This window comes from Aquimarina agarilytica ZC1, from assembly GCF_000255455.1.
Classification (GTDB): Bacteria; Bacteroidota; Bacteroidia; order Flavobacteriales; family Flavobacteriaceae; genus Aquimarina; species Aquimarina agarilytica.
In genome coordinates this window covers 1-24531 of record NZ_JH621291.1, presented here as the reverse complement: position 1 = coordinate 24531, position 24531 = coordinate 1, and the positions used below count along the sequence as shown (strand labels likewise).

19 protein-coding genes are annotated in these 24531 nt (G+C 31.2%); 13 read left to right on the top strand and 6 right to left on the bottom strand.

The annotated features are described in order from the left end of the window. Positions 1-18 precede the first annotated feature (18 nt). Both KQA_RS19200 and KQA_RS0216580 read right to left on the bottom strand, forming a co-directional pair. Positions 19-513 carry a DUF1919 domain-containing protein gene (locus KQA_RS19200; protein ID WP_010182680.1) on the bottom strand — a complete coding sequence of 165 codons (495 nt, stop codon included), beginning with the start codon at positions 511-513 and terminating at the stop codon, positions 19-21. 104 nt (positions 514-617) lie between these two features. Then, entirely contained in the window at positions 618-2072 is a 1455-nt protein-coding gene (locus KQA_RS0216580; RefSeq protein ID WP_010182679.1) for a hypothetical protein, read from the bottom strand. A 136-nt stretch (positions 2073-2208) separates the two neighbouring features. On the opposite strand from KQA_RS0216580, the gene KQA_RS0216575 reads away from it, so the two are divergent. The 7 genes from KQA_RS0216575 (at position 2209) to KQA_RS0216545 (ending at position 8270) form a co-directional block, all read left to right on the top strand. After that, on the top strand, positions 2209-2988 hold the full coding sequence (locus KQA_RS0216575) for an MBL fold metallo-hydrolase (protein WP_010182678.1): 780 nt from the start codon (positions 2209-2211) through the stop codon (positions 2986-2988). Between the two features lie 10 nt (positions 2989-2998). Continuing rightward, positions 2999-3496: a hypothetical protein gene (locus KQA_RS0216570; protein WP_010182677.1), complete on the top strand. Its 498-nt coding sequence runs from the start codon at positions 2999-3001 to the stop codon at positions 3494-3496. Between the two features lie 196 nt (positions 3497-3692). Continuing rightward, positions 3693-4442 carry a 3-oxoacyl-[acyl-carrier-protein] reductase gene (fabG, locus tag KQA_RS0216565; protein ID WP_010182675.1) on the top strand — a complete coding sequence of 250 codons (750 nt, stop codon included), beginning with the start codon at positions 3693-3695 and terminating at the stop codon, positions 4440-4442. A gap of 68 nt (positions 4443-4510) precedes the next feature. Next, entirely contained in the window at positions 4511-6541 is a 2031-nt protein-coding gene (locus KQA_RS0216560; protein ID WP_010182674.1) for a hypothetical protein, read from the top strand. A gap of 94 nt (positions 6542-6635) precedes the next feature. Continuing rightward, a complete protein-coding gene (locus tag KQA_RS0216555; protein ID WP_010182673.1) occupies positions 6636-7448 on the top strand; it encodes a prohibitin family protein in 813 nt (270 codons plus the stop codon). A 2-nt stretch (positions 7449-7450) separates the two neighbouring features. After that, a complete protein-coding gene (locus KQA_RS0216550; RefSeq protein ID WP_010182672.1) occupies positions 7451-7759 on the top strand; it encodes a hypothetical protein in 309 nt (102 codons plus the stop codon). After that, on the top strand, positions 7716-8270 hold the full coding sequence (locus KQA_RS0216545; protein WP_010182671.1) for a hypothetical protein: 555 nt from the start codon (positions 7716-7718) through the stop codon (positions 8268-8270). Before KQA_RS0216550 ends, KQA_RS0216545 begins: the two co-directional genes overlap by 44 nt. Positions 8271-8288: 18 nt before the next feature. Here the strand turns inward: KQA_RS0216545 and KQA_RS0216540 are convergent, their stop codons facing one another. Further along, entirely contained in the window at positions 8289-8675 is a 387-nt protein-coding gene (locus KQA_RS0216540; protein ID WP_029209641.1) for a hypothetical protein, read from the bottom strand. A gap of 127 nt (positions 8676-8802) precedes the next feature. On the opposite strand from KQA_RS0216540, the gene KQA_RS0216535 reads away from it, so the two are divergent. The 4 genes from KQA_RS0216535 to KQA_RS0216520 all read left to right on the top strand — a co-directional run bounded on the left by KQA_RS0216535 (position 8803) and on the right by KQA_RS0216520 (position 17760). Further along, complete coding sequence (locus tag KQA_RS0216535; protein WP_010182669.1) at positions 8803-10440, top strand: ABC-F family ATP-binding cassette domain-containing protein; 1638 nt, start codon at positions 8803-8805, stop codon at positions 10438-10440. Positions 10441-10542: 102 nt separating this feature from the next. Continuing rightward, the gene (locus tag KQA_RS0216530; RefSeq protein ID WP_010182667.1) at positions 10543-13251 is read left to right on the top strand and encodes a TonB-dependent receptor; all 2709 of its coding nucleotides are present in this window, start codon (positions 10543-10545) and stop codon (positions 13249-13251) included. 55 nt (positions 13252-13306) lie between these two features. Next, positions 13307-15058 (top strand): YfiR/HmsC family protein, encoded by a 1752-nt coding sequence (locus KQA_RS0216525; RefSeq protein WP_232285914.1) that lies wholly within the window; start codon positions 13307-13309, stop codon positions 15056-15058. Positions 15059-15675: 617 nt separating this feature from the next. Continuing rightward, complete coding sequence (locus tag KQA_RS0216520) at positions 15676-17760, top strand: beta/gamma crystallin-related protein (protein WP_010182664.1); 2085 nt, start codon at positions 15676-15678, stop codon at positions 17758-17760. A 387-nt stretch (positions 17761-18147) separates the two neighbouring features. On the opposite strand, the gene KQA_RS0216515 is transcribed toward KQA_RS0216520, so the two are convergent. Then, entirely contained in the window at positions 18148-19776 is a 1629-nt protein-coding gene (locus KQA_RS0216515) for an acyl-CoA carboxylase subunit beta (RefSeq protein WP_010182663.1), read from the bottom strand. A gap of 181 nt (positions 19777-19957) precedes the next feature. Here KQA_RS0216515 and KQA_RS0216510 point away from each other — a divergent pair, with 181 nt between their 5' ends. Further along, entirely contained in the window at positions 19958-21382 is a 1425-nt protein-coding gene (locus KQA_RS0216510) for a DNA/RNA non-specific endonuclease (RefSeq protein WP_010182662.1), read from the top strand. Between the two features lie 83 nt (positions 21383-21465). Here the strand turns inward: KQA_RS0216510 and prfB are convergent. After that, positions 21466-22573 (bottom strand): peptide chain release factor 2 gene (prfB, locus tag KQA_RS0216505; protein WP_157366753.1). Its coding sequence is split into 2 segments (ribosomal slippage): positions 21466-22509 and positions 22511-22573, totalling 1107 coding nucleotides; the frame shifts between segments, so codons are not numbered across the junction. Between the two features lie 56 nt (positions 22574-22629). After that, on the bottom strand, positions 22630-22953 hold the full coding sequence (locus KQA_RS0216500; protein ID WP_010182660.1) for a DUF1508 domain-containing protein: 324 nt from the start codon (positions 22951-22953) through the stop codon (positions 22630-22632). A 296-nt stretch (positions 22954-23249) separates the two neighbouring features. Here KQA_RS0216500 and KQA_RS0216495 point away from each other — a divergent pair, with 296 nt between their 5' ends. After that, positions 23250-24353: an OmpA family protein gene (locus KQA_RS0216495; RefSeq protein WP_029209639.1), complete on the top strand. Its 1104-nt coding sequence runs from the start codon at positions 23250-23252 to the stop codon at positions 24351-24353. Positions 24354-24531: the final 178 nt, after the last annotated feature.

Sequence of the window (24531 nt, the reverse complement as noted above, 5' to 3'; positions counted from 1 at the left end):
CGAAATACGTGGCACGGTTTACTCCGAAATTACTGGCACAAATCGAAACGGAGTATCCAGTAAGTCATGAAACTTAATAATAATATCATTAGTGGCATGCTCTCTATCACAAATTTTGAAATAAAAATGATCTTTATCCTTAATTTCATTCATTCGTTTTAACCTTTTGGTCCATTTTGATTTTGCTTCATCGTTATTAACGTAATGCAAAAAATGAATTTCGATATCATCTAAATATCCAATTGGATATTGTTTTGTGTTTTTAATCCATTTGGATTCCTGCTTAAAATTAAGTTCTAAATTAATAAAATGATCAAAATTGGATAATAACTTTAGATAATCTGGACCAAAAATAAATAATCCAACAAAAGGGGTATTGTATTTAATCCCTAATCTTTTGTAAATCTCCGCTCCCCAACAGTTGTTAGATATCACTACGAAATTTTTATTTTGATATATTCTTCTATCAAAAATAACTGCTATTTTGTTAATATGCTGCTTAATAATGCCCATATTTTGAATATTAATTGTAATTCAATACATCTTAATATTAACTTATGTTCATTTATTGAAAATAGTTTATTTAAGTTATTAGTATTGAAGAAAAGATTAATTTTTTAAAAATCTCGAATACTTACTTCTCTGTAATTAAAAAGACCTTTTTCTTTAATAATTTCTGGAATTCCTTCGGGTAGGGCTTTTTCCCAGCCAGGTTCACGCTCTTTAATTTTTTGAAGAACCTCTCTAGAAAAAATATTTAGATATTTAGGATTGTAGTTTTCAAGATCTTTTAATTTTCTATTATGTTTGAAAAATTTATACAATTCCTTAACATGTTTATCCAAAATTAAGTTATGACTATTGGTGATTTCACCTGTATCATGATTTTTTAGCGGATACATGTAAACAATTAGATCTTTGTAAAATAATTTTCCAAAAGCTTCCAGTATGCCACCACTCAAGTGACGGTAATACTTTTCATTAAAAATTTCGATAAAGTTATTAACCCCCATAGCTAGTGACATTTTTTCTTTTGAGTAATTAGAAAAATATTCAACTAGTTTGTAATATTCCTTAAATTTAGAAATAAGTACTGTTTGGCCTAAACTACAAAGTAAACGAGCTCGATCCATAAAGTCAGTTTCGTCTATTTCTCCTTCGGCCATAAGGTTGGATAAGGTAATTTCAAAAACTACCTGTATTTTTTCAGGATCTACCTTGTCTTCTTTTTTAAACATATCATAGGAACATTCTAAAATGTCCATGTTCACTCTAGTTACTGGTCTAAAACTTCCGCGTAAAGCAAGAATATTTTTTTTGTACAAAATACGAGCAGGTAAAACATTGTTTCCATCTGGCCCAAACATAATGGCTTCTGTCATACCATTTTTTACCAACTGTAAACTCATTATACGATTGTCTACATCTTTAAAAACAGGTCCAGAGAAGTTGATGGTATCAATTTCAAGTTTGTCTTTGTCAATATGATCGTACAAATATTGAAGTAACTTTCGAGGATTGTCGTATTTGTAGTAGGCACCATAAATTAAATTCACACCTAAAAGTCCTAATGTATTTTGTTGGTGGCGTGCATCATTTTCATGAAAACGAACATGTAAAGTAATCTCATTATATTCGGTTTGTTCTGGGTCTGTTTGATATCGAATACCAACCCAACCATGTCCTTTGTATTTTTTTGCAAAATCAATAGTTGCTACTGTGTTGGCGTAACTAAAAAATAATTTTTTAGGATGTTTTTCTCTAGAAATACGCTGTTCCATATGCTGCATTTCCTTTTCTAACATGGTACGTAAACGCAGTTCGGTAACATAGCGTCCGTTTTTTTCAACACCATAAATAGCATCACTAAAATCCTTATCATAAGCACTCATGGCTTTAGCAATGGTGCCAGAAGCACCACCAGCTCTAAAAAAGTTACGAACAGTTTCTTGGCCAGCACCAATTTCATTAAAGGTTCCGTATATATGTTCGTTTAAGTTTACACGCAAACATTTGCTTTTTATAGATGGAACTGGATCAAAATCACGATCACCAATAAGGGTAATAGCCATATAGTATATTTTATAGATACATGTAAAGTTACTAATCCATTGTGGGAACAAAAAACACAATAACTAAATTTATGAAATTAATAATAGAGTACTGTTTTTCGTTTTAAAATGTTTTAATTTGTGAAAAAATAAACAGTTGAAAATAACATTTCTTGGTACTGGAACTTCGCAGGGTATTCCTATTATTGGAAGTACACATCCCGTTTGTTTGAGTGATAATCCAAAAGATAAACGTTTACGGTGTTCCGCTATGATTACTTGGGGTGATAATGTATTTGTCATTGATTGTGGACCAGATTTTAGACAACAAATGTTGAGAGAAAATGTATCTAAAATAGATGGCATTTTATTTACTCATGAACATACTGATCATGTAATAGGTTTGGATGATATTCGGCCATTTTTTTACAGAGAAAAAAAAGATGTTTCACTGTATGCAGAACAACGTGTATTTGACGCATTGTCTAGTAGATTTCATTATATTTTTGATTCACAAAACAACTATCCAGGAACACCTAATGTTTTAACTACGGTAATTGATAGTAATAGTGCTATTTCCTTAGGAAATAAAAAAATACAACCCATTGATATTGTTCATGGTAATCTGCCAATTTTAGGATATCGCTTTGATAATTTGGTGTATTTAACAGATGTAAAAAAGGTCCCCGAACATTCCTTTAAGTATTTGAAAAATATTGATATTTTAGTAGTTAATGCTTTGCGCGAAGAAGAGCATTTTTCACATTTTACACTTAAAGAGGCCTTGGCATTCATTGAAAAAATAAAACCTAGAAAAGCATACTTAACACATATTAGTCATTTATTAGGTTTTCATGACGAAGTAGAGAGAAATTTACCTCCAAATGTACATTTAGCATATGACGGTTTGGAGCTAGAACTTAACGAAAATATTTAAAATAGTTAAAATGAAGAGTAAAATATTTATTTATCTATTTGCTTTAGCGGCATTATATATTGTATTTCAACACAGAAATGCAAGTAAAAAAATAGAATTAGATGCAAAAAGAATTTCAAAACTTGAAAAAAAGCTTGAAGAAGCTAAAAAAGTAACGGATTCTATTGAAAACGAGGTGTTGGAGCTAAGTTATTTTACATTGCGTCATGATGAATATGCCTCGGAATATATAGAAGACACAGGAATTAGTGTACCTCAAATTGAAGGTTTGGTGTTAGATGCATTAATATCAAATAACAGTATTGACAAGGATAACCCTTTAATTCCTTTGGCCGGAATGAGTGGGCCAACTCGAATTGATCGTGTAAAATTGATTAATCATAAGTGGGCTATTGCAGATTTTACCGATAGTGAATATTGGGGTCAAGTATTATATTTATATGATTTGTCAAAGGATGGAACACTTAGTTTTGATACAATAGCTTCTCATTTGTATCCCAAACACTAATTGAAATAAAGGGCTTTAAATTTCTTACAAGAAATAGGAGATTAAGCAAATAAAATTTTATTTCTAAAACATACTTTATAAGTTAATGATTCACTTGATATAAGCATAAATGTAAATTATTTTAAATCCGAATCCATAGTTGATGATTTTCGGAATTAGTATATTTGATACTTATTAAAAACAGTAAATTAAACTAATGAAACTTTTACAAGGAAAGAACGCAGTTATTACAGGAGCAAGTAGAGGAATAGGTAAGGGAATAGCTCAAGTTTTTGCGCAACATGGTGCTAATGTAGCATTTACATATAGTTCTTCTGCGGAAGCTGCCGAAGAATTAGAAAAAGAACTTAGTGGATTAGGAGTTCAAGCCAAAGCATACAAGAGTAATGCCGCAAGTTTTAATGACTCACAAGAATTAGTGGCTCAAATCCTTAAAGATTTTGAAGGAGGAATAGATATTTTAATTAACAATGCGGGAATTACGAAAGATAATTTGTTAATGCGTATTAGTGAAGAGGATTTTGATAAAGTAATTGAAGTAAACTTAAAGTCTGTATTTAACATGACTAAAGCGGTACAGCGTACCATGCTAAAGCAACGTAAAGGGTCAATTATTAATATGAGTTCGGTTGTTGGAGTTAAAGGGAATGCCGGGCAAACCAATTATGCAGCTTCAAAGGCAGGAATTATTGGGTTTTCAAAATCAGTAGCCTTGGAGTTAGGTTCGCGTAATATACGTTGTAATGTGGTAGCACCTGGTTTTATTGAAACAGAGATGACTGCAAAGCTTGATGAAAAAGTTGTTGAAGGATGGAGAGCAGGAATTCCATTAAAAAGAGGAGGAACACCAGAGGATATTGCAAATGCTTGTGTATATTTGGGTAGCGACTTAAGTGCTTACGTTACAGGTCAAGTATTTAATGTTGATGGAGGAATGTTGACTTAATTCAACTTTTTCCAAAAGATATATTAAGTAATAACCCCTTGTTAATTGAGGGAGATTAAAACAAAAATTTGTCTACACAAACAGTATTATTATTAATTGCATCGGCAGTCATAGCACTGTTAGTAGCTATTTTTCAGTATATATTTAAAGCGAAAAGTAAGTCTAAACAGACATTGCTTTTCGCTTTTTTGCGTTTTTTAACCGTATTTACGTTGTTAGTTTTATTGGTAAATCCACAAATCACCATTACTAAAACTAAAACAGAAAAACCTGATTTAATTTTACTTACCGATCAATCAAAATCAATAGATTATTTAGGTCAAAAGAAACCAGTTAAACAAGTATTTAATAAAATTTTAAATAACTCGACTTTAAAAGAGCGTTTTAATATTTTTAATTACGGGTTTGGAGAAAAGTTGTCTGACAGTGTTTCAGATAATTTTAATAATGGGCAAACTCAAATTTACAATACATTAAAAGACGTTCAAAAAATCCATCGCAAATCACAATCACCAATGGTGTTGTTAACGGATGGAAATCAAACTTATGGTTCGGATTATGCGTTTTATAAAAGTAATTATGAGCAACCCATTTACAGTATAGCCTTTGGGGATACTACGCGAGTAGATGATTTTAAAATTTCTCGTGTAAATGCTAATAAATATGCATATTTAAATAATAAATTTCCAATAGAAGTATTAGTTCGTTATTCTGGGAAAACTGCTCGAGAATCTCAATTGCAAATTTACAAAGGAAAGCAGTTGGTATTTAAAAAGAAATTATCTTTTACAGCCCAAAAAACATCTGAATTTGTTGATTTTACAGTTAAAGCCACACAAGTTGGATTACATAGTTATACAGCTCGTATTTTACCCTTTACGGGAGAAAAAAATCAAGATAACAACAATAAAAGTTTTGTTGTTGAAACGATCGATCAAAAAACAAATGTACTTTTAGTAAGTACTATTACACACCCAGATATTGCTGCATTTAAAAGAACGATAGAAAGTAACGAACGTCGTTCATTAATAATCAAAAAACCAAATGAAGTTTCTAGCCTAGAGGGCTATCAGTTATTGATTCTATATCAACCGAAAGCTACTTTTAAACCCATTTATGAAATGGCTACAAAAAAAGGGATTCAGCTATTAACTGTAACTGGAAAACAAACAGATTGGACTTTTTTAAATGGATTAAAAAGAAAATACCAAAAGAAAATTTCAACTCAAGACCAGGAAATTATAGCAACTTTAGCTAGTAATTTTACCGTATTTAATACGGAACAGTTTAATTTGGATAGTTATCCTCCAGTTGAGAGTGGTTTTGGTCAAGAAACTCTTACGGCGCCATATGAAACCTTGTTATTTAAAAAAATTGCCAATGTAGAAACTACAGATCCATTATTGGCTTTTTGGGAAAACAATACTGCAAATGAAGCTGTATTTTTTGGTGAAGGTTTTTGGAAATGGCGTTTAGCAAATTATAAACGCGATGGTGATTTTAAAAAGTTTGATAATTTTTTTGGGAAGGTTATTCAGTTTTTATCTAGTAAAAGAGAAAGAAAACGTTTAACGGCTAATTATGAATCTACTTATTATAGTGCAAATACGATTAAATTAACGGCAAGTTATTTTAATAAAAATTACGAGTTTGATACTAAGGGGAAGTTATTATTGACTGTAAATGAAACCGAAACAAAGTCAGTTAAAAAGTTACCAATGGTGCTAAAAACAAATTATTATGAAGCTGATTTGAGTGATTTGTTACCAGGGAATTATACATTTTCAATTAAAGCAGAAGGCACAAAATTAAAAACCTTTGGTCGTTTTAATGTACTGGATTTTGATATTGAGAAGCAATTTTTTAGACCCAATATAGAGAGTCTGTTTACGTTAAGTAAAAAAAATAATGGAAATTTATATTACCCTAACCAATTAAATAAACTGATTGATAATTTGGTTAAAAGTGATCGATTTAAGCCCGTACAAAAATCAAAGCAAGAAAAACTTCCATTAATTTCATGGAAATTAATGCTCGGTTTATTATTAGCTTTGTTAAGCTTAGAGTGGTTTTTAAGAAAGTATAATGGACTTATTTGATATGCTGTTAAGTTCATATGTCAGATTTCTTAAAAAACACATTTAAATAAAAAATTAACTTATTACTGTGTAGGCAGTATTTAATACTTATAAAATGGAAAAATTCCCTAAAGTAGCAGTTCCCTTTCTTATAGCAATTGTACTAGCTGTTATATTTATTTCAAAATCGACCATAACAATTGACTCCGGTAAGGCAGGAGTACTATATAAAACTTTTGCAAATGGAGTTGTTACGGATGCACCACCTTTGGGTGAAGGTTTTCATTTTATAGCGCCTTGGAATAGTGTAATTTTGTACGAAGTAAGACAGCAAGAGGTATTTGAAAAAATGCAAGTACTATCCTCAAACGGATTGGAAATTAAATTGGAAGCCTCAGCTTGGTATAAACCTAAATATGCAGATTTAGGTAAGCTACATCAAGAAAAAGGTAAAAATTACTTGGCTAGAATTATACAGCCAGCAATTCGATCTGCAGCAAGGAGTGTTGTTGGGCGTTATACGCCAGAACAATTATATTCAAGTAAACGTGATGTTATTCAAAAAGAAATTTTTGATGAAACTAAAAAAATTGTGGAACGACAATATGTTGATTTGGAAGAAATTTTAGTGCGTGATGTTACATTACCTTCCACAATTAAAGACGCCATAGAACGTAAGTTAAAACAGGAACAAGAATCCTTAGAATATGAATTTCGTTTGACTAAAGCTACTAAAGAGGCGGAAAGGCAAAAAATTGATGCCGAAGGTAAAGCTGCTGCAAACAAAATTTTAAGTGCTTCGCTAACAGATAAAATTTTACAAGAAAAAGGAATACAAGCTACACTTGAATTATCAAAATCACCTAATTCTAAAGTTATTGTTGTTGGTTCCGCTAAAGATGGATTACCAATTATTTTAGGCAAATAAAGATGAAAAAAATAGTTAATAATAGACTCACATTTGCAAATGTATTTGTGAGTTTATTTGTATTGGCGCTTACTAGTTGTTCAACGTATTTAGGTCCTGTTGATTTTGTTAACGAGAGTGCTGTGTATCAAAAACCTATGCAAAAAGGAGATACATTAGTTACAGCTAATTATATAAAAGGGAGTTTTCATAAAGGAAAATCTGATATAAATGATATCGCTACATTTGGGACAGTTTCTTATAATAAAAGTTATACAAAGAAAAAGAATGGTCTATGCGTTTGGAGGATACGTACATGCGGGGAAATATGAAGTCGAAGATATATTCTTTAATATTGTAGATGACACAGTAGAATCAGGATATACAAGTGTACAATTAGAAATTGGAGATAAGTATTTTTATGGAGGAGGAGTTTCAGGTGAAGTTGCTTTTATGATTCCTTTCAAAAAAATTGATTGGCGTATTATTGGAGTTAAATTAAGTATGCAGTACGAAGATGGAAGTTATGCTAGATTAAGAAAACGTCTAGAACGAATTAATGTTGCAGAAGATCCAGACCCATTTGTTTTTGAAACAACAGACTTTGAAGACCTAGCTCCCAATAGAATAAGTTTAAATATAAGTGCTACAAGTGAGTTTATCTACAGAATAAACAAAAATTCTCATTTAGGTTTTTGGAGTAGTATGGGAGTGGGAAATCAAATTTTTACTACAGCAGCAGGCGTCTATTTTTCTTATGATAGGATAACGGGGATATTAAGTAGTCATGCGAGTATACCTCAAGGTGTTATTTATTCAACAGGCGTGAGTTATAGGTTGTAATAGTATTAAAAAAATCTTTCAATTAATTTTTTTGTATTTGTTAGCACAAGCTTCAAAACAAGGCGGATAAATAAATAAATTTTCTCCATTTATTTTAAATGAAAGTGTATTATCACAATTAGCAAAAGTAATTTTATTAGTTGTTTTTGAGTAAGTTGCTTTATTTGAGCAATTATCAAGTCCAGTTAACCCCGAAATAGCGTTATCATTTTTAAATTCGATGACTTCTCCATTTTCGATAGGTTGAAAAGTGCCACTTCCATCACCTGGATCAGCCAAAATTTCAATTAGTTGCCATTTACCCAAAAGTGTTGTTGCTGTTGTCGTTTTTGGTGTTTCTTCATTTTCACATTGAAAGGCAAATAAAAAAGGAATTAAAAAAACTATTAAAATTATTTTTCTCATAATATACAAACTAGACATATAGTATTAAGATGCATTTAGGTCATAAGGTTGCGTGTGTAAAAGTTAAAAAAGGTATTGATATAAAATTAGCATTCTTTTCCTATTTTCGCTGCAATAAAATAAGACTATGATTTCAGTAGATAATTTAGCAGTAGAATTTGGTGGTGATGCTTTGTTTAAAGATGTAGCTTTTACCATTAATGAAAATGATAAAATTGCATTAATGGGTAAAAATGGAGCCGGAAAATCTACCATGATGAAAATTATTGCAGGAGTTCAAAAAGCTACCAGAGGAGGAGTTCGATTTCCTAAAGATATTGTGATTGCTTATTTGCCTCAACATTTACTTACAAAAGATGATTGTACGGTTATGGAAGAGGCTTCCAAAGCTTTTAGTCATATTTTTGAAATGCGTGATGAAATGGATCGCCTAAATAAAGAGCTTGAAACGCGTACGGACTATGAATCCGATACGTATATGAAAATTATAGAAAAAGTTTCGGAGCTTGGTGAAAAATTTTATGCTATTGAAGAGGTAAATTATGAAGCCGAAGTTGAAAAAGCCTTAAAAGGATTGGGTTTTAAAGCCGAAGATTTGCATCGTTCCACAAGTGAGTTTAGTGGTGGATGGAGAATGCGTATTGAACTGGCTAAAATTTTACTTAAAAAACCAGATCTTATTTTGTTAGATGAGCCCACCAATCATGTTGATATTGAATCTGTAATTTGGTTAGAGGATTTTCTTTTAAATAAGGCTAAAGCTGTTATGGTAATTTCTCATGACAAAACATTTATTGATAATATCACTAATCGCACTATAGAAATTACTATGGGGCGTATTTATGATTACAAAGCTAATTATACACATTATTTGCAATTACGTCAGGACCGAAGAGCTCATCAAATAAAGGCTTATCAGGAGCAGCAAAAGTTTATAGCAGATACCCGTACCTTTATAGATAAGTTTAAAGGGACCTACTCTAAAACAAATCAAGTTAAAGATAGAGAACGAATGCTAGAAAAACTTGATATCATTGAAATTGATGAAGTAGATACGTCTGCTTTAAAGCTTAGTTTTCCTCCAGCACCGAGATCGGGTGATTACCCTGTAACTGTTAAAGATCTATCTAAAAAGTATGATGATCATGTAGTTTTTAATGATGCTAATATGTCTATTTCTAGAGGAGAAAAAGTATCATTTGTTGGTAGAAATGGTGAAGGAAAATCAACGATGATAAAAGCCATTATGAAAGAAATTGAAGTGGATGGTGTTTGCGAGTTGGGACATAACGTTAAGGTGGGATATTTTGCTCAAAATCAAGCTTCATTATTAGATGAAAACTTAACTATTTTCCAAACTGTTGATGAAGTAGCCAAGGGAGATGTTCGAACTCAAATAAAAAATATTTTAGGACGATTCATGTTTAAAGGCGATGATATTGAAAAAAAAGTAGGGGTATTGTCTGGTGGAGAAAAAACGAGATTGGCTATGGTTAAATTATTATTAGAACCAGTTAATCTTTTAATTTTAGATGAACCTACAAATCACCTTGATATAAAATCAAAAGACGTTTTAAAAGAAGCATTACTTTCCTTTGATGGAACACTGATATTAGTATCTCATGATCGGGATTTTTTACAAGGTTTGTCAAAAAAGGTTTTTGAATTTAAAAATAAAAGAGTTATTGAGCATTTTGAGAGTATTGATGATTTCTTGGCACGTAATAGAATGGAAAATTTAAAACAGATAGACTTACACAAATAGGCTTTATAGGCACTTGATCGATTTTATAGTTTAATTTTAACATAAGATTACCATAATCACTCAAAAAATGTATTTTTGGTTTTTTAATATTTAAAATAAACTATGTTTAGACATTACTCAAGTAGTAAATTTGTTTTTACTTGGATAATTTTTTGTTTTACTTCTTTATTAATTTCAGCTCAAACCACTGTTGAAGTTAGTGGATTTAAGGGAAAAGTTTTAGATCAATATGGAGCATTACCAGGCGCTAAAGTTTATATTAAGGAAACTGGAGCTAAAACTGAAACAGATTTAGAAGGTGCTTTTTTTTTAGAACATATACCAGGTACATTCACACTCAAAGTAGATTACTTACTTTATGAACCTTTTGAAGAAATAGTAGACTTAAAAACTAATGAGGTTTTAGAGTTTACTATTAAACTTGTACCTGACTGGGATGAGGAACGACCTATTTTACTTGGCTCAAGATCTAAGCCTAAAACTTCATTAGAACGAATAGCACCTGTTGATGTTATTTACCCTAAGGATATTTCTAATTCATCTCAAATGGAATTAGGTCAGTTACTACATTTTTTGCTTCCTTCATTTCATTCAACACACCAAACAATTTCAGATGGGACAGATCATATAGACCCTGCTACGTTACGTGGATTAGGTCCGGATCAATTATTAGTTCTAATAAATGGAAAGAGGAGGCATTCATCATCATTAGTTAATGTGAATGGAACAATTGGTAGAGGATCTGTAGGTACTGATTTTAATGCTATTCCTGTAGCTTCCATTGAAAGAATAGAGGTTTTAAGAGATGGAGCTAGTTCGCAATATGGATCTGATGCTATAGCTGGTGTTGTAAACATTATTTTAAAGAATCAAATTGAAAAGATAATTATAGAAAGCGTTGCAAAAATTAATCATATTGGTGATGGTAAGTCAACCTATACTTCTGGGAATGTTGGATTTAATTTAGGAGATAAAGGTTTTGTAAATGTTTCTGCGGAATATAGAGATAGGGAATCGACTAATAGATCTGGAGATTATACAGGACAAGTTTTTGGAGCCGATGAAAATGAAGATCAGCTAGTCGATTTTTTTAAACAAACTGGTTTTAGTGGTCGTAAAGTAATGGAAGTCGGAAATGCGGCAACACGAAATATAGCACTTCAGTTTAATTCAGAATTTAAAATAGGGACTAAGTCAACAATTTATGCCTTTGGAGGCAGAAATTATAGAGAGGGAAGGTCTAGAGCTTTTTATAGATTTCCGAATGAAAAAAATAAAGTAGTTACCGAACTATTTAATAACGGTTTTTCACCTGAGATCTTTACAGATATTCAAGATGATGCTATTACTATAGGTATCAAAGGAAAAAAGGAAGCATGGAATGTTGATTTTAGTCATACAATTGGAAAAAATATTTTGGATTATACGGTTAATAATTCTAATAATGCTTCTTTAGGTGAAGTATCACCAAAAACTTTTTATGCTGGAGGTTTTATTTATAGTCAGAATGTGACTAATCTAGATTTTTCAAAACCTTTATATTTTTTAGAAGGTTCCAATATAGCTTTTGGAGCAGAGCTACGAGTTGAAAACTATCAAATTGTAGCAGGAGAGGAGGCATCATTTATAAATGGAGGTGATACATTTATTGAAAATGGAACTGTTTTTTCAAGAGATGTTGGAGCACAAGGATTTCCAGGCTTTATGCCAGAAAATGAATTGAATAAATTTAGAACAAATACATCGGGCTATATAGAGTTTGAATCAAAAGTATCAGATAAAATACTAGCCGTTTTAGGAGGACGTTACGAGACCTTTAATAAATTTGGATCGCAAGGTACATGGAAAGTTGCGACACGTTACCAACCAACAACTAATCTAACTTTTAGAGGTTCATTGTCAACAGGATTTAGAGCCCCTTCATTACATCAGTTTTATTTTAATAACACTAGTACACAATTTTCAAATGGAGCAGCTTTTAATGTAGGAACATTTAATAATTCAAGTGCAGCGGCAGAAAGTTTAGGCATTGGTGTTTTACAACCAGAATTGTCTAAACATTATAATTTTGGGCTTACAACAAAATTATTTAATTCATTTAGCTTGTTTATTGACAGTTATGTAATAAGAATTGAAGATAGGATTGTATTATCCAACCCTATTGATGAGGGTTTTGAAGAATTACTTGAACCGTTTAATTTAGATCGTGCACAGTTTTTTACTAATGCTATTGATACAAGAACTATAGGTTTAGATATAAAATTGAATTACAATACTTATTTAGGTTCTGGTAAGTTATTTTCAACATTATCTGGAAATTTTTCGAGTACAAATATTCTTGATGAACCTAGAACTTCTGATCAAATAGCGATACAAGATCAAGAAATTTTTAATAGAGAAGAAAGGTCAAGGATAGAATCAAGTCAACCAACATTTAAAATAAATTTTTTGAACACCTATGAAATAGAACAATTTTCGTTTACTCTAAACAATAATTTATTTGGGAGTGTTACCTATAGGCATCCTAAAGATGGAGACCCTAATAATTGGACTTTAAATGAATTTACAGGTAATATAGAGAGTCGTGATCAAAAATTTTCTCCAAAATTAGTTACAGATATTGCATTGACTTATAATTTTAATAACCTTGTACATCTTTCTATTGGTGCAAATAATGCCTTTCATGTATTCCCAGATGAGCATAAGCATTCTGGTAATGTTAATCAAGGAAGGTTTATTTACAGTAGAAGAGTACAACAATTTGGAGTTAGAGGAGCAAATTATTTTGCAAGATTATTATTAAAATTATAATTCAACTGTGAAATATACATTCTCATATATTTGTTTTTTACTTCCTTTTTTGTTTTTGAGTAACGTATTACTAGCCCAAACCAATAAAGATAAGCTTGTATCAAAAAAAAGAGCTATTTATATTATGAATATAGCCGAGCAAGTTTCGGGTTATAAAAAAAATAATAAAAGATTTGTAATAGGAGTTTTACAAGATAAAACAATAGCAAGATCACTATTAATGGGATCTTTAAATAGGAAAATAAATGGGAAGCCTATAGATGTAAAGTTAACAGACAATTTGAATCACTTAAATGACTTTGATTTGTTGTATGCCAAAAAATCATCTGGTTTTGAAATTGAGCAAATACTATTACAAATTGAAAAGTCATCGACATTATTAATTTCTGAAAATTATAATTTTGAGCCATCAATGATTAATATATCTAATCTTCAAGAAGATTTTATTATTGATGTAAATGTGAATAGGATGGCAAGATATGGCTTTAGTCCATCGTCTAGTTTATTAGAAAGCTCCATAAAATCAGCTAAAAATTGGAAACAATTATACGCCAGAACAAAAGTTGTAGCCCAAGAACAAAAACAAATTTTAGAAGAACAACAAAAAGAATTAAAGGAGCAACGAAAAGAAGTTTTTATAAAAAAAATAGAGTCCTTAAGTAAGGATCTAAAAATTGAAGAAGAACAAAAAAGAGTTGAGAATTTAAAAGAACTCACAAAAGCGCAACACGAAAAGTTTACAGCTACTAGGGGACAACTCAAAGAGCTTGAAAATAGATATAGTATCCAAAAAGCTTTAGTAAATTCAAAGGAAAAAGAAATACTAAGTCAAAAAAGTTTAATTGATAAGCAAAATGAATTTCTAAAAACTCAAGAAAGACAAATTCAATTGCAAAAAGAAATTCTGGGGGAACAACAAGAAAAGTTATCGCTTCAACAGAAAATCAATTGGTTGTTATTATCATTAATATTATTGATACTTCTATTTTTATTTTATTTCTATAAAACACGTCAAAAACAAAGACGATTAATCAAAGATTTAGAACAAAAAAATACTGAAATAGCAAAAAAATCAAAAATACTTACTAGGCAGAATAATGAGCTTGAACAGTTTGCTTTTATTGCGAGTCATGATTTACAAGAACCTTTACATACTGTAACAAGCTTTTCTAATTTTTTATTGGAAGATTATTATGATCAATTGGATGATATGGGTAAGGAAAACTTAGTGTATATTAAAGAAGGTTGTGATCGGATGTCTATTCTAATACGTTCATTATTGGAATATTCACGTATTGGATCTAATAGGAAGTTAGAGGTAATTGACAGTACAAAATTGCTACATAACATCATTAAAAATTTTAATGCGACTATTAATGAAACTGGCGCAAAGATAATTTTAGGTGTTATGCCGGAAATAAAAGGCTATAGATTAGAGTTAGGTTTATTGTTCCAAAATTTAATTTCAAATGCAATAAAGTTCCGCAAGCATAATCAAGTTCCTATTGTTCATATTCATGGAAAAAAATTACCCGAAACTGATAATTATAAATATCGCTGGGAGTTCCATGTTAAAGATAATGGTATTGGTATTTCTGAAAAACACCAAAATGAGATTTTTAATATTTTTAAACGATTACATGCTCGTGATGAATATGAAGGAACTGGAATTGGTTTAGCGCATTGCAAAAAAATTATTGGTTTTCATCATGGAGATATCTACGTAAAGTCCAAAAAAGGGGTTGGATCTACCTTTTCATTTACTATACAATTTAAAGATGATCTCGATATTATAGAGGGAGTTTAGAAAAATCTTTGTCCATAATAGATCCATTATAATTTTTGCCTAACAGAGAATTTAGCAAATTTTAAATTCGAAATTGGAATTATACGATTTACTGATAAGAATTTCGTATAAATATGTTGAATTATTTTTTGCTAGTCTAAGGCAAAAAAATCAAGCATAGCCTTAGCTACGGTTGTTTTTTTTAACGCAAGAATGGCGAAAAGGAAACAGCATATATGCGAAATTTTTGTTAGTAAATCGTATTATATATGTAATAACTTTTTTGTTATAAACATAAATAAATGTAGGAAAAAATGTATTTTTTTACTGTTCATCAATTAGTTAAAAGTGGAAATAGGTATTCCATAGTATAATTAGCTTAGAATTGGTTATTTTAACCTAAAATTCTCTTTTTTTTGTAGTTTATTTCTTGTTTTTTGCTTCTGTGATTTTACTTAAATTACTGTATTTCAATTATTTATTGTTTTTTGAATTGATTTCATTTAGATACTTATTTATTGCCTTGGATAGAAGTTAAAATATTTATTGATTTTAAACGTTACAAAATTAATATGACCCCTATTTTTATCAAATTAGGAAGAATATAAAACAACAATCAACGCTTAAATCAATTAATCATGTTTTCTAAAAAAATTACTAAGCTATTAGCTTTGCTAACATTAACGGGATCAACTTTTCAACTAATTGCTCAGAATGAAAAAGATTTTTATAATGAAACTATTAATAATGGTGTCTCTGTAAATATAAAAGACTATGGAGCTGTTATTAATGATGGGAAAGACGACAGTCGGTCATTACGTCGTGCACTTGAATTTGTGGCAAAACAACCCAAAGGAGGGAAAATTTATTTTCCGAAAGGGACATATCGCTTGAAATTTATTAAAATGTTGAGTAATACTCATTTGGTGTTTCATAAGGATGCTATTATTAAGCTTCCTGAAAATGATAAAACTTTTGGATCTGTATTTGATTTTGGAAGGAATGAGTCTATAAAAAACGTGAGTATTCGTGGTGAAGGAGGTAAGTTTACTATTGACTTAAGAGGAGCTCAAAGAGGGGAATTAATTATGTGTTTTAGAATGGACAATGTTTCTAATTTCAAAATTAAAAATGTTCATATTATTGATAATCAAACTATATTTTCTCAAGCCAATTTTGCTGGAGGTAAAAATGGTATTTTAGATAATTTGGATGTTAAAAATACTTCATATGGTTATGGGTTGGTTCAAGTTGGAATTGCAACTAATGTTTTATTTAAAAATTTAGATAGTGAAGGAGGTGTAGCACTTAGGATAGAGCGTGATGCAGGTGAAATTGGAGCAAATGATATTGTTGGAAGAAATATAACAGGTAGAAATGGGAATTCTGCAGTAATGCTATCTCCTCATTCTGTTTTTGCTAAAAATATTGATATAGATGGGGTTACATCTATAAGTTGCTCGTTTGGTGTTAGAGTTGAAAGAGGATTTGGTAAGCTAGGACGTGGTCGTTTTACTAATGTGAAAATCCATAATATTAAAGCAGTTTATGGTACTACAGCTCAAATAAGAACAAGTCATAGGGTATTTGTTCCTTGCGAATTAAAGTCTTTGGTTGGCAATAATAAAATAGCTGATGCAACATTAGATGGTTTTTTTATAGGACCAGCAATTGCAGCAGTGATTCATGATCAAGGTAATGGAGAAGGGTTTACTGATGTAGATTTTGGTTCAAAACCAATTGAGTTGGTAGGAAATTTTAAACAGCGAAAGAAAATTATTAATCAAAATGATTCTTTTAAAGAAAAAGACTGTAAAAATAATCCTAAGAAACCGACTGGAACTGGAGGGGATTCGAAAAATAATAGCATTGTAACTGTATATGAAAACTGTGGATTCAAAGGGAGAGGTGTTCAATTAAAAGAAGGTAAATATACAATAGCTCAATTAGCGAGTAAAGGGATAAAGAACGATGATATATCTTCAATAAAAGTAACTAAAGATTTTAAAGTTACTATTTATCAAAATAATAACTTTAAGGGATATGCTACTGTTTTAAATTCTGATATTTCTTGTTTAATAAATAATCGTTCTGGAAGAAACGGTAGTTCGGATTGGAATGATGACATATCTTCAATACGAATAGAAAGGAAAATTACTCCACAAGTAATGGTATATAAAGACTGTGGTTTTAATGGGAAATCTGTGGTGCTTAAATCAGGGAATTATACAATATCTCAATTAGCTAATTTAGGGATTTTAAATGATGATATATCGTCGATTAAAATTCCAAATGGATATAAAATGACCATATATCAGCATAATAATTTTAGAGGATACAATGCTTCATTCACTTCAGATACGAAATGTTTATCGAATATTAAAAAAGGAAGAACTAATGATTCAAATTGGAATGATGATATTTCCTCAATAAGGATTGAGAAAACTAATAATGGAGCTAAAAAAAGTAGTATTGAATCAAGCATAAGTTTGTCAGCTTATCCAAACCCTTTTAAATCTAATATTACAATTGATATTTTAGAAGATCATAATTTTAATAGAGTAGAATTGCTAACTATGATGGGGCAAAAAGTAATTTCTAGAACTATTTCTACAAGTGAAAATATAATAACATTAAATACATCTAATGTGGCTAAAGGGGCTTATGTTATTCAATTGCTAGGTAATAATACAAAGAGAGTTGTCACTGTGATTAAAGAATAATTCGATACAAATTAAGGTTTATAATAAAGCAAAACCCCTCAAATAAATTATTATTAATTTATTTGAGGGGTTTTGCTTTATTATGTAATTGAGTATATTAAACTCGAATTGCACATCAGAACTTCGTTATGGGTATTGAAAGCTCAATAGGGCTGAAATGTCAAGCCAAAAGTTTGGCTTGTTATGAAAGAGCCAGCTGGTGCAGTGGAGCATTTTCTTGATTTCAGCATAGCACCTTATGGTTAAAGCAAAAAATGCAACAAAGCGTTTGATTTTGCTGTGATATGGTTAAAGCAAAAAATACAGTAAAGCGGTTTCATTTTGCAGTGATTTTTAGATGTAGAGTAGATTTTTAATACATAATTTGAGTTAATAGATAAGTACTATCTACACCTGTACAATACCTATGTTAAAAGGTTTTTCAATAGGGGCATGGTTAGCGGCTTCAATTCCCATACTAATCCATTTTCGTGTTTCCAAAGGATTAATGATTGCATCTGTCCATAAACGAGCAGCAGCATAATAAGGTGAAGTCTGCTTGTCATAACGAGATTTTATTTGATCAAATAATTCTCTTTCTTTGGCTTCAGTAATAGTTTCTCCTTTGGCTTTAAGCGAAGCTTTTTCAATTTGTAATAACACTTTTGCAGCTTGGGCACCACCCATTACAGCAAGTTCGGCACTAGGCCATGAAACTATTAATCTAGGATCATAGGCTTTACCACACATGGCATAATTTCCCGCTCCGTATGAATTACCGATAATTACGGTAAATTTAGGAACAACACTGTTGGCCATAGCACTCACCATTTTGGCACCATCTTTTATAATACCTCCGTGTTCACTTTTACTACCAACCATAAAACCAGTAACGTCTTGTAAAAAGACTAAAGGAATTTTCTTTTGATTACAATTGGCAATAAACCTGGCTGCTTTATCGGCCGATTCCGAATAAATTACTCCTCCAACTTGCATTTCACCTTTAGCATTTTTGGTAACCATACGTTGATTAGCTACAATACCTACTGCCCATCCATCAATGCGAGCATAACCCGTAAGTAGTGTTTTCCCATAATCGGCTTTGTATGGTTCAAATTCAGAATTATCAACTAAGCGTTCTATAATTGGAAGCATATCGTAGGGCTTATTTCTTTCTTTAGGAAGTAAGCCAAACATTTCTTCTTCATTTTCTTTAGGTTTTTCTGCAGTAATGCGATTAAAACCTGCCTTATCGTAATCTCCAATTTTTGAAACTATATTCTTTATTTTATCTAAACAGTCTTTATCATCTTTGGCTTTATAATCTGTTACACCAGAAATTTCGCAATGTGTAGTTGCACCTCCTAAAGTTTCATTGTCAATTTCTTCACCAATAGCAGCTTTGACTAAATAACTTCCCGCAAGGAAAATACTCCCTGTTTTATCCACAATTAAAGCCTCATCACTCATAATAGGCAAGTAAGCTCCTCCTGCAACACAACTGCCCATAACGGCGGCAATTTGTGTGATCCCCATACTACTCATTTGAGCATTATTACGAAAAATACGTCCAAAATGTTCTTTATCTGGAAAAACTTCATCTTGCAAAGGAAGGTAGGCACCAGCACTATCAACAAGATAGATTATTGGTAGTCTGTTTTCCATAGCAATTTCTTGAGCACGTAGATTTTTTTTAGCGGTAATAGGAAACCAAGCTCCAGCTTTTACAGTAGCATCATTTGCCAGAACAATACATTGCTTTCCTTTAACATATCCAATTTTAGCAATTACACCACCACTTGGACAACCGCCATGCTCTTGGTACATATCTTCGCCAGCAAAAGCGCCAATTTCAATAGCATCCGTATTTTTATCTAACAAATAATCAATACGTTCACGAGCTGTCATTTTACCTTTACTATGTAATTTTTCAATGCGTTTAACACCTCCACCTAACGCTACTTCTCCAAGTTTTTTTCTTAATGCAGCAGCCAATTGACGGTTATGATCTTCGTTTTTATTGAATGTTAAATCCATAGTAATAAATTTGAGAAAACGAAAATACAAAAAGGTAGTTTGTTATAATAACCTTGGCTTAATAATCGCTAATAAATATAGCTTTTAGGTAATCTAATTTTAATAATTGGATAGTTTTAGATTAACCATAATGATAAGCTTGAAATTTAATTTTATGGAAATAATATAAAATTATTTTGGCATGAAATTATTGAATTTTAAATACTTAAAAATAGTTGTAATTCTATTTTTATTAACGCTTAGTTGTACAACTGAAGAAAAAATAGAAGATGTTATAGCAAGTGAAAATATTTCAAAAATAGCTGTCATTGATGAAATAGATGCAGAAATAGTTCATTATGAAAATCAAGGGCCTCATGATCATAATTTTGGTGAAAAAAGGTTTGGTTTTACGGAAACTTTTGAAAATGGAAATAAATCGAGTTACGCAGAAGGACCAGTTAATTTGTCATCTGGGAATTGGTTTTTAAATGAAGCTTTAATTGGGAATTCTTCTTCTGATAGAAAATTTGGATTAAAATCCTTAAGAATACGAAACGAAGGCTTTGCAATAATGTCTTTTAATATGGATAATGGAGCTCGTTCCATTAGAATTAGACATGCTAAATTTGGTGGTGATGGTAATTCAACATGGAGGCTTATTGTGTCATTTAATAATGGTCTAGATTGGAGTTTTATGGGAGGTACTGTAACTACAAGATCAACATCGTTAAATACTACAACTATAAATATAAATGAATCTAGAGCAGTACGTTTTGGTATCTATAAAACAGGTGGCGGTTCCAATAGACTCAATATTGATAATATAGAAATAATTACTTCTGATAATAACGGAGGAGGAGAAGTCCCTCAATTGGGTTTGGCAAGTAGAGATAGTAACTTAACTTTTGGAAATCCTTCAAACGCGAATAACTCTAATGCGAATAATTATTTTTTATCTCGAGATCAATATGCATTGTCATATAATAATGGTAGAGGAACAGCCAATTGGGTGAGTTGGCATTTGAGTAGTGCATGGTTGGGAAGCGGACGTAGGTGCAATTGTTTTAGTGAAGATTTGCAGTTACCTAATACTTTTTTTAAAGCAACAGATAAAAGTTATAGGAGATCTGGTTTTGATAGGGGGCATATTTGTCCATCTGGAGACAGAACAGGTAGTAATTCGGAAAATTCTAATACTTTTTTTACAACAAATATAGCACCACAAGCAGCTGATAACAATCAAAAGTCTTGGAATGATTTTGAAAACTATTTACGTTCGTTAGTTGGGAATGGTAATGAAATTCATATTATTGCTGGTGTAGCCGGTAGAGGCGGAGTCGGCAAAAATGGCTTTAGAAATACGATTAATAGCGGTAATATTACTGTTCCAGATTCATTTTGGAAAGTGGCACTTATTTTGCCAAATGGAGCTAATGATATAACTAGAGTAACTGCGGATACAAGAGTTATTGCGATTAATGTGCCCAATGATCAAGGAATAAGTACAAATTGGAGAAGCTTTAGAACATCGATAAATACTATAGAAGATTTAACAGGTTATGATCTGTTAGAAAATATACCCAATAATATAGAATCAATTATTGAATCGAGAATTGGTAATTAGTTTAATGTGATATTTTAAGTATTATAACAACACTAAATTTAAAATTTATTGCTAAAAATTTAGTGTTGTTAATTTTTTGATAGTTAAAGTGTTTCTTCTATGTCTTTCTGGCCAGTGGCCATTAAAAAAGCTTTTAAAAATGGATCAATAGCACCATTCATTACAGCATCAACATTCCCGGTTTCTTCAGCTGTACGTACATCTTTAACCAATTTATAAGGGTGCATTACATAATTTCTAATCTGTGAACCCCATTCAATTTTCATTTTTGAAGCTTCAATTTCATCGCGCATGGCTTGTTTTTTCTTAAGCTCAATTTCATATAACTGAGATTTTAATAATTGCATGGCTTTAGTTTTGTTATCTAATTGAGAACGTGTTTCAGAATTTTCAATTACAATACCCGAAGGATGGTGACGTAAACGAACTGCAGTTTCCACTTTGTTTACATTTTGACCACCTGCACCAGAGGATCGCATGGTTTCCCATGAAATTTCGGAAGGATTGATATCAATTTCAATAGAGTCATCTGCTAAAGGATATACATATACTGAGGCAAAAGAGGTATGGCGTTTTGCATTACTATCAAAAGGAGAAATACGCACCAAACGATGTACACCATTTTCACCTTTAAGCCATCCAAAAGCATATTCACCATCAATTTCGAGTGTAACGGTTTTTATACCAGCTACATCACCTTGTTGAAAGTTAAGCTCTTTAATAGGAAAACCTTGTTTTTCACAATACATAACATACATACGCATGAGCATTTGAGCCCAATCACAACTTTCGGTACCACCAGCACCAGCCGTAATTTGTAAAACAGCTCCAAGGTTATCACCTTCTTCGCTAAGCATATTACGGAATTCTAAATCTTCAATATGACTTGAGGCTAATTTTGCTTGCTCATTAAGTTCTTCTTCTGTGGTGTCTCCTTCTTTAAAAAATTCAAAAAGGACTTCTAAATCTTCAAGGAGTTGTTCACTTTTTTCATAATCTTTAACCCATTTTTTTAAACTATTAAGAACACGCATATGTGCTTCAGCTTCTTTTGGGTTATTCCAAAAGTCTGGAGAAAAAGTTTTTTCTTCTTGATTAGAGATTTCTATATTTTTGGCATCAACGTCAAAGATACCTCCTTAACGCAACCAGGCGATTTCTAAGATCTAAAATAGTATCTTGATTTGTCATAAGAGTAGTGGTAAATTACTTTGAGCAAAAATACAAATACAATTGAGCTAACCTAATTAAAATACTTTTTTAATTTGGTGTTGTTTGGCGAATTCTTTGGCTGCTTTTATTCCGTTTTCCAAACCTACTTTTGAATTGTATAATTGACTGGCTGCTGCAGCTTTTAGACTTTGATCTAAAATATTAAAGTAAAATTGACCACTTTTGTTAGTTTTACGCTCGTAAATTCGGTCAAGATTTGTGTTTTTGGCTATATAGTCTATTTCCTTTTTTATTTCGGAAATTTCTGTATACGCTTTGCTAGATGCAATAATATGTTTGTCATCACTTTTTAAGTGAAACACATAATTATTTTCTTTATTTTTTTCAATGTAGAACATTAATCAAATTTAGCATTTTCAATTTATTTTTCAAATTATAAAATAGTAGGTAGTTAATTTTCTATTTTGGATAAAAATGTGTTGTTTTGTATTTAAATCATTCATTTTTAGATATATAGATGTGAAATTGTATTTTTTTAATATTTAATTAACATTTAAGCACGTAGATTGTCGATCAAAAATGTCTTTTAACGAAAAAAGACCTATAAAATCAAAATGGATGCTAAAATTTAACTGAAAATGTATGTTTTTTGTAACTTAGTTATTATAAATCAACACTATTAAATTCTATTACGATGAGAAAAATTATCTTTACAATGGTAGCATTAGCTACAGGTATAGCTGCTCAAGCGCAGGATCTACCATCAAATCCAGAGCCTGGAAAATGTTATGTACGTTGTACTACCCCTGATATTTATGAAACTCAAACAGTTCAAGTGCAGGTAAGTCCAGCTTACAAAAAACTTAAAGTTATTCCTGCGACATACAAAACAGTAACTGAGCAAGTATTGGTAAAGGAAGCTAGTAAGCAACTTAAAGTTATACCAGCAACATATAAAACTGAAACCGTAACATATGTAAAGAAACAAGGTGGGTCTACATTAGCAATAACGCCAGCTTCATTTGGAAGTGGTTCAGAAACAATTGAGGTGAAAGCGGCATATGCACAATGGGAGTTAGGTGCTCCAGCACCAGATTGTGCTTCAAGTAATCCTAACGACTGTCGTTACTGGTGTTACAAAGGTTATCCAGCTGAATATACTACTGTTTCAGTGCGTACATTAGCTAATGATGCTTCAGTTTCTAGAACTCCGATAGCAGCAAGAGATGGTTCTTATACTAAAAGAGTTGTTGCTACTCCAGCAAGAGTAGAGGAAGTAACTATTCCTGCAGAATATGCTAACATTACTAAAACAGTATTAGATAAAGATGCTGCAACAACTGAGGAGCTTATTCCTGCAACTTTTAAAACAGTTACAAAAGAAGTGCAAACACAAAAAGGAGGTTTGACTACATGGAAAGAAGTTGATTGTAAACTAGTAGAGTATTCTGCATTACCAATTAACTGGAATACAGGATCGGCAACTTTAACTTCAACCGCTAAAAATTTAATTGATACACGTTTATTACCAGTTTTAGCAAATAACCAAGGTGCAAAAATGGAAATTGCTTCTCATACAGATTCAAGAGGTGGTGCAGAAAGTAACCAAGCTTTATCTGAAAGAAGAGCACAATCAGTTGTGAACTATTTGATTTCTAAAGGTGTTAACAATAGTCGTTTAGTGGCTAACGGTTACGGTGAACGTAGATTAAAAAACAGATGTAAAGACGGAGTTTCTTGTACAGAGCGTGAGCATGCTGCAAACAGAAGAACTGAATTCCGTTTAATAAACAACTAAAAATATATTTATACTATTTTAAATAGATAGTTTGATTTTATAACTAAAAACCCTTCAAAATGAAGGGTTTTTTATGTATTATTTCTTCTAATTAAAATCATTTTTACCTGAATGATGAGTAACCATCCGATCAACTACACTGTAATATTTTCTTGATATCCGGGAAGTAGTTCTTCAA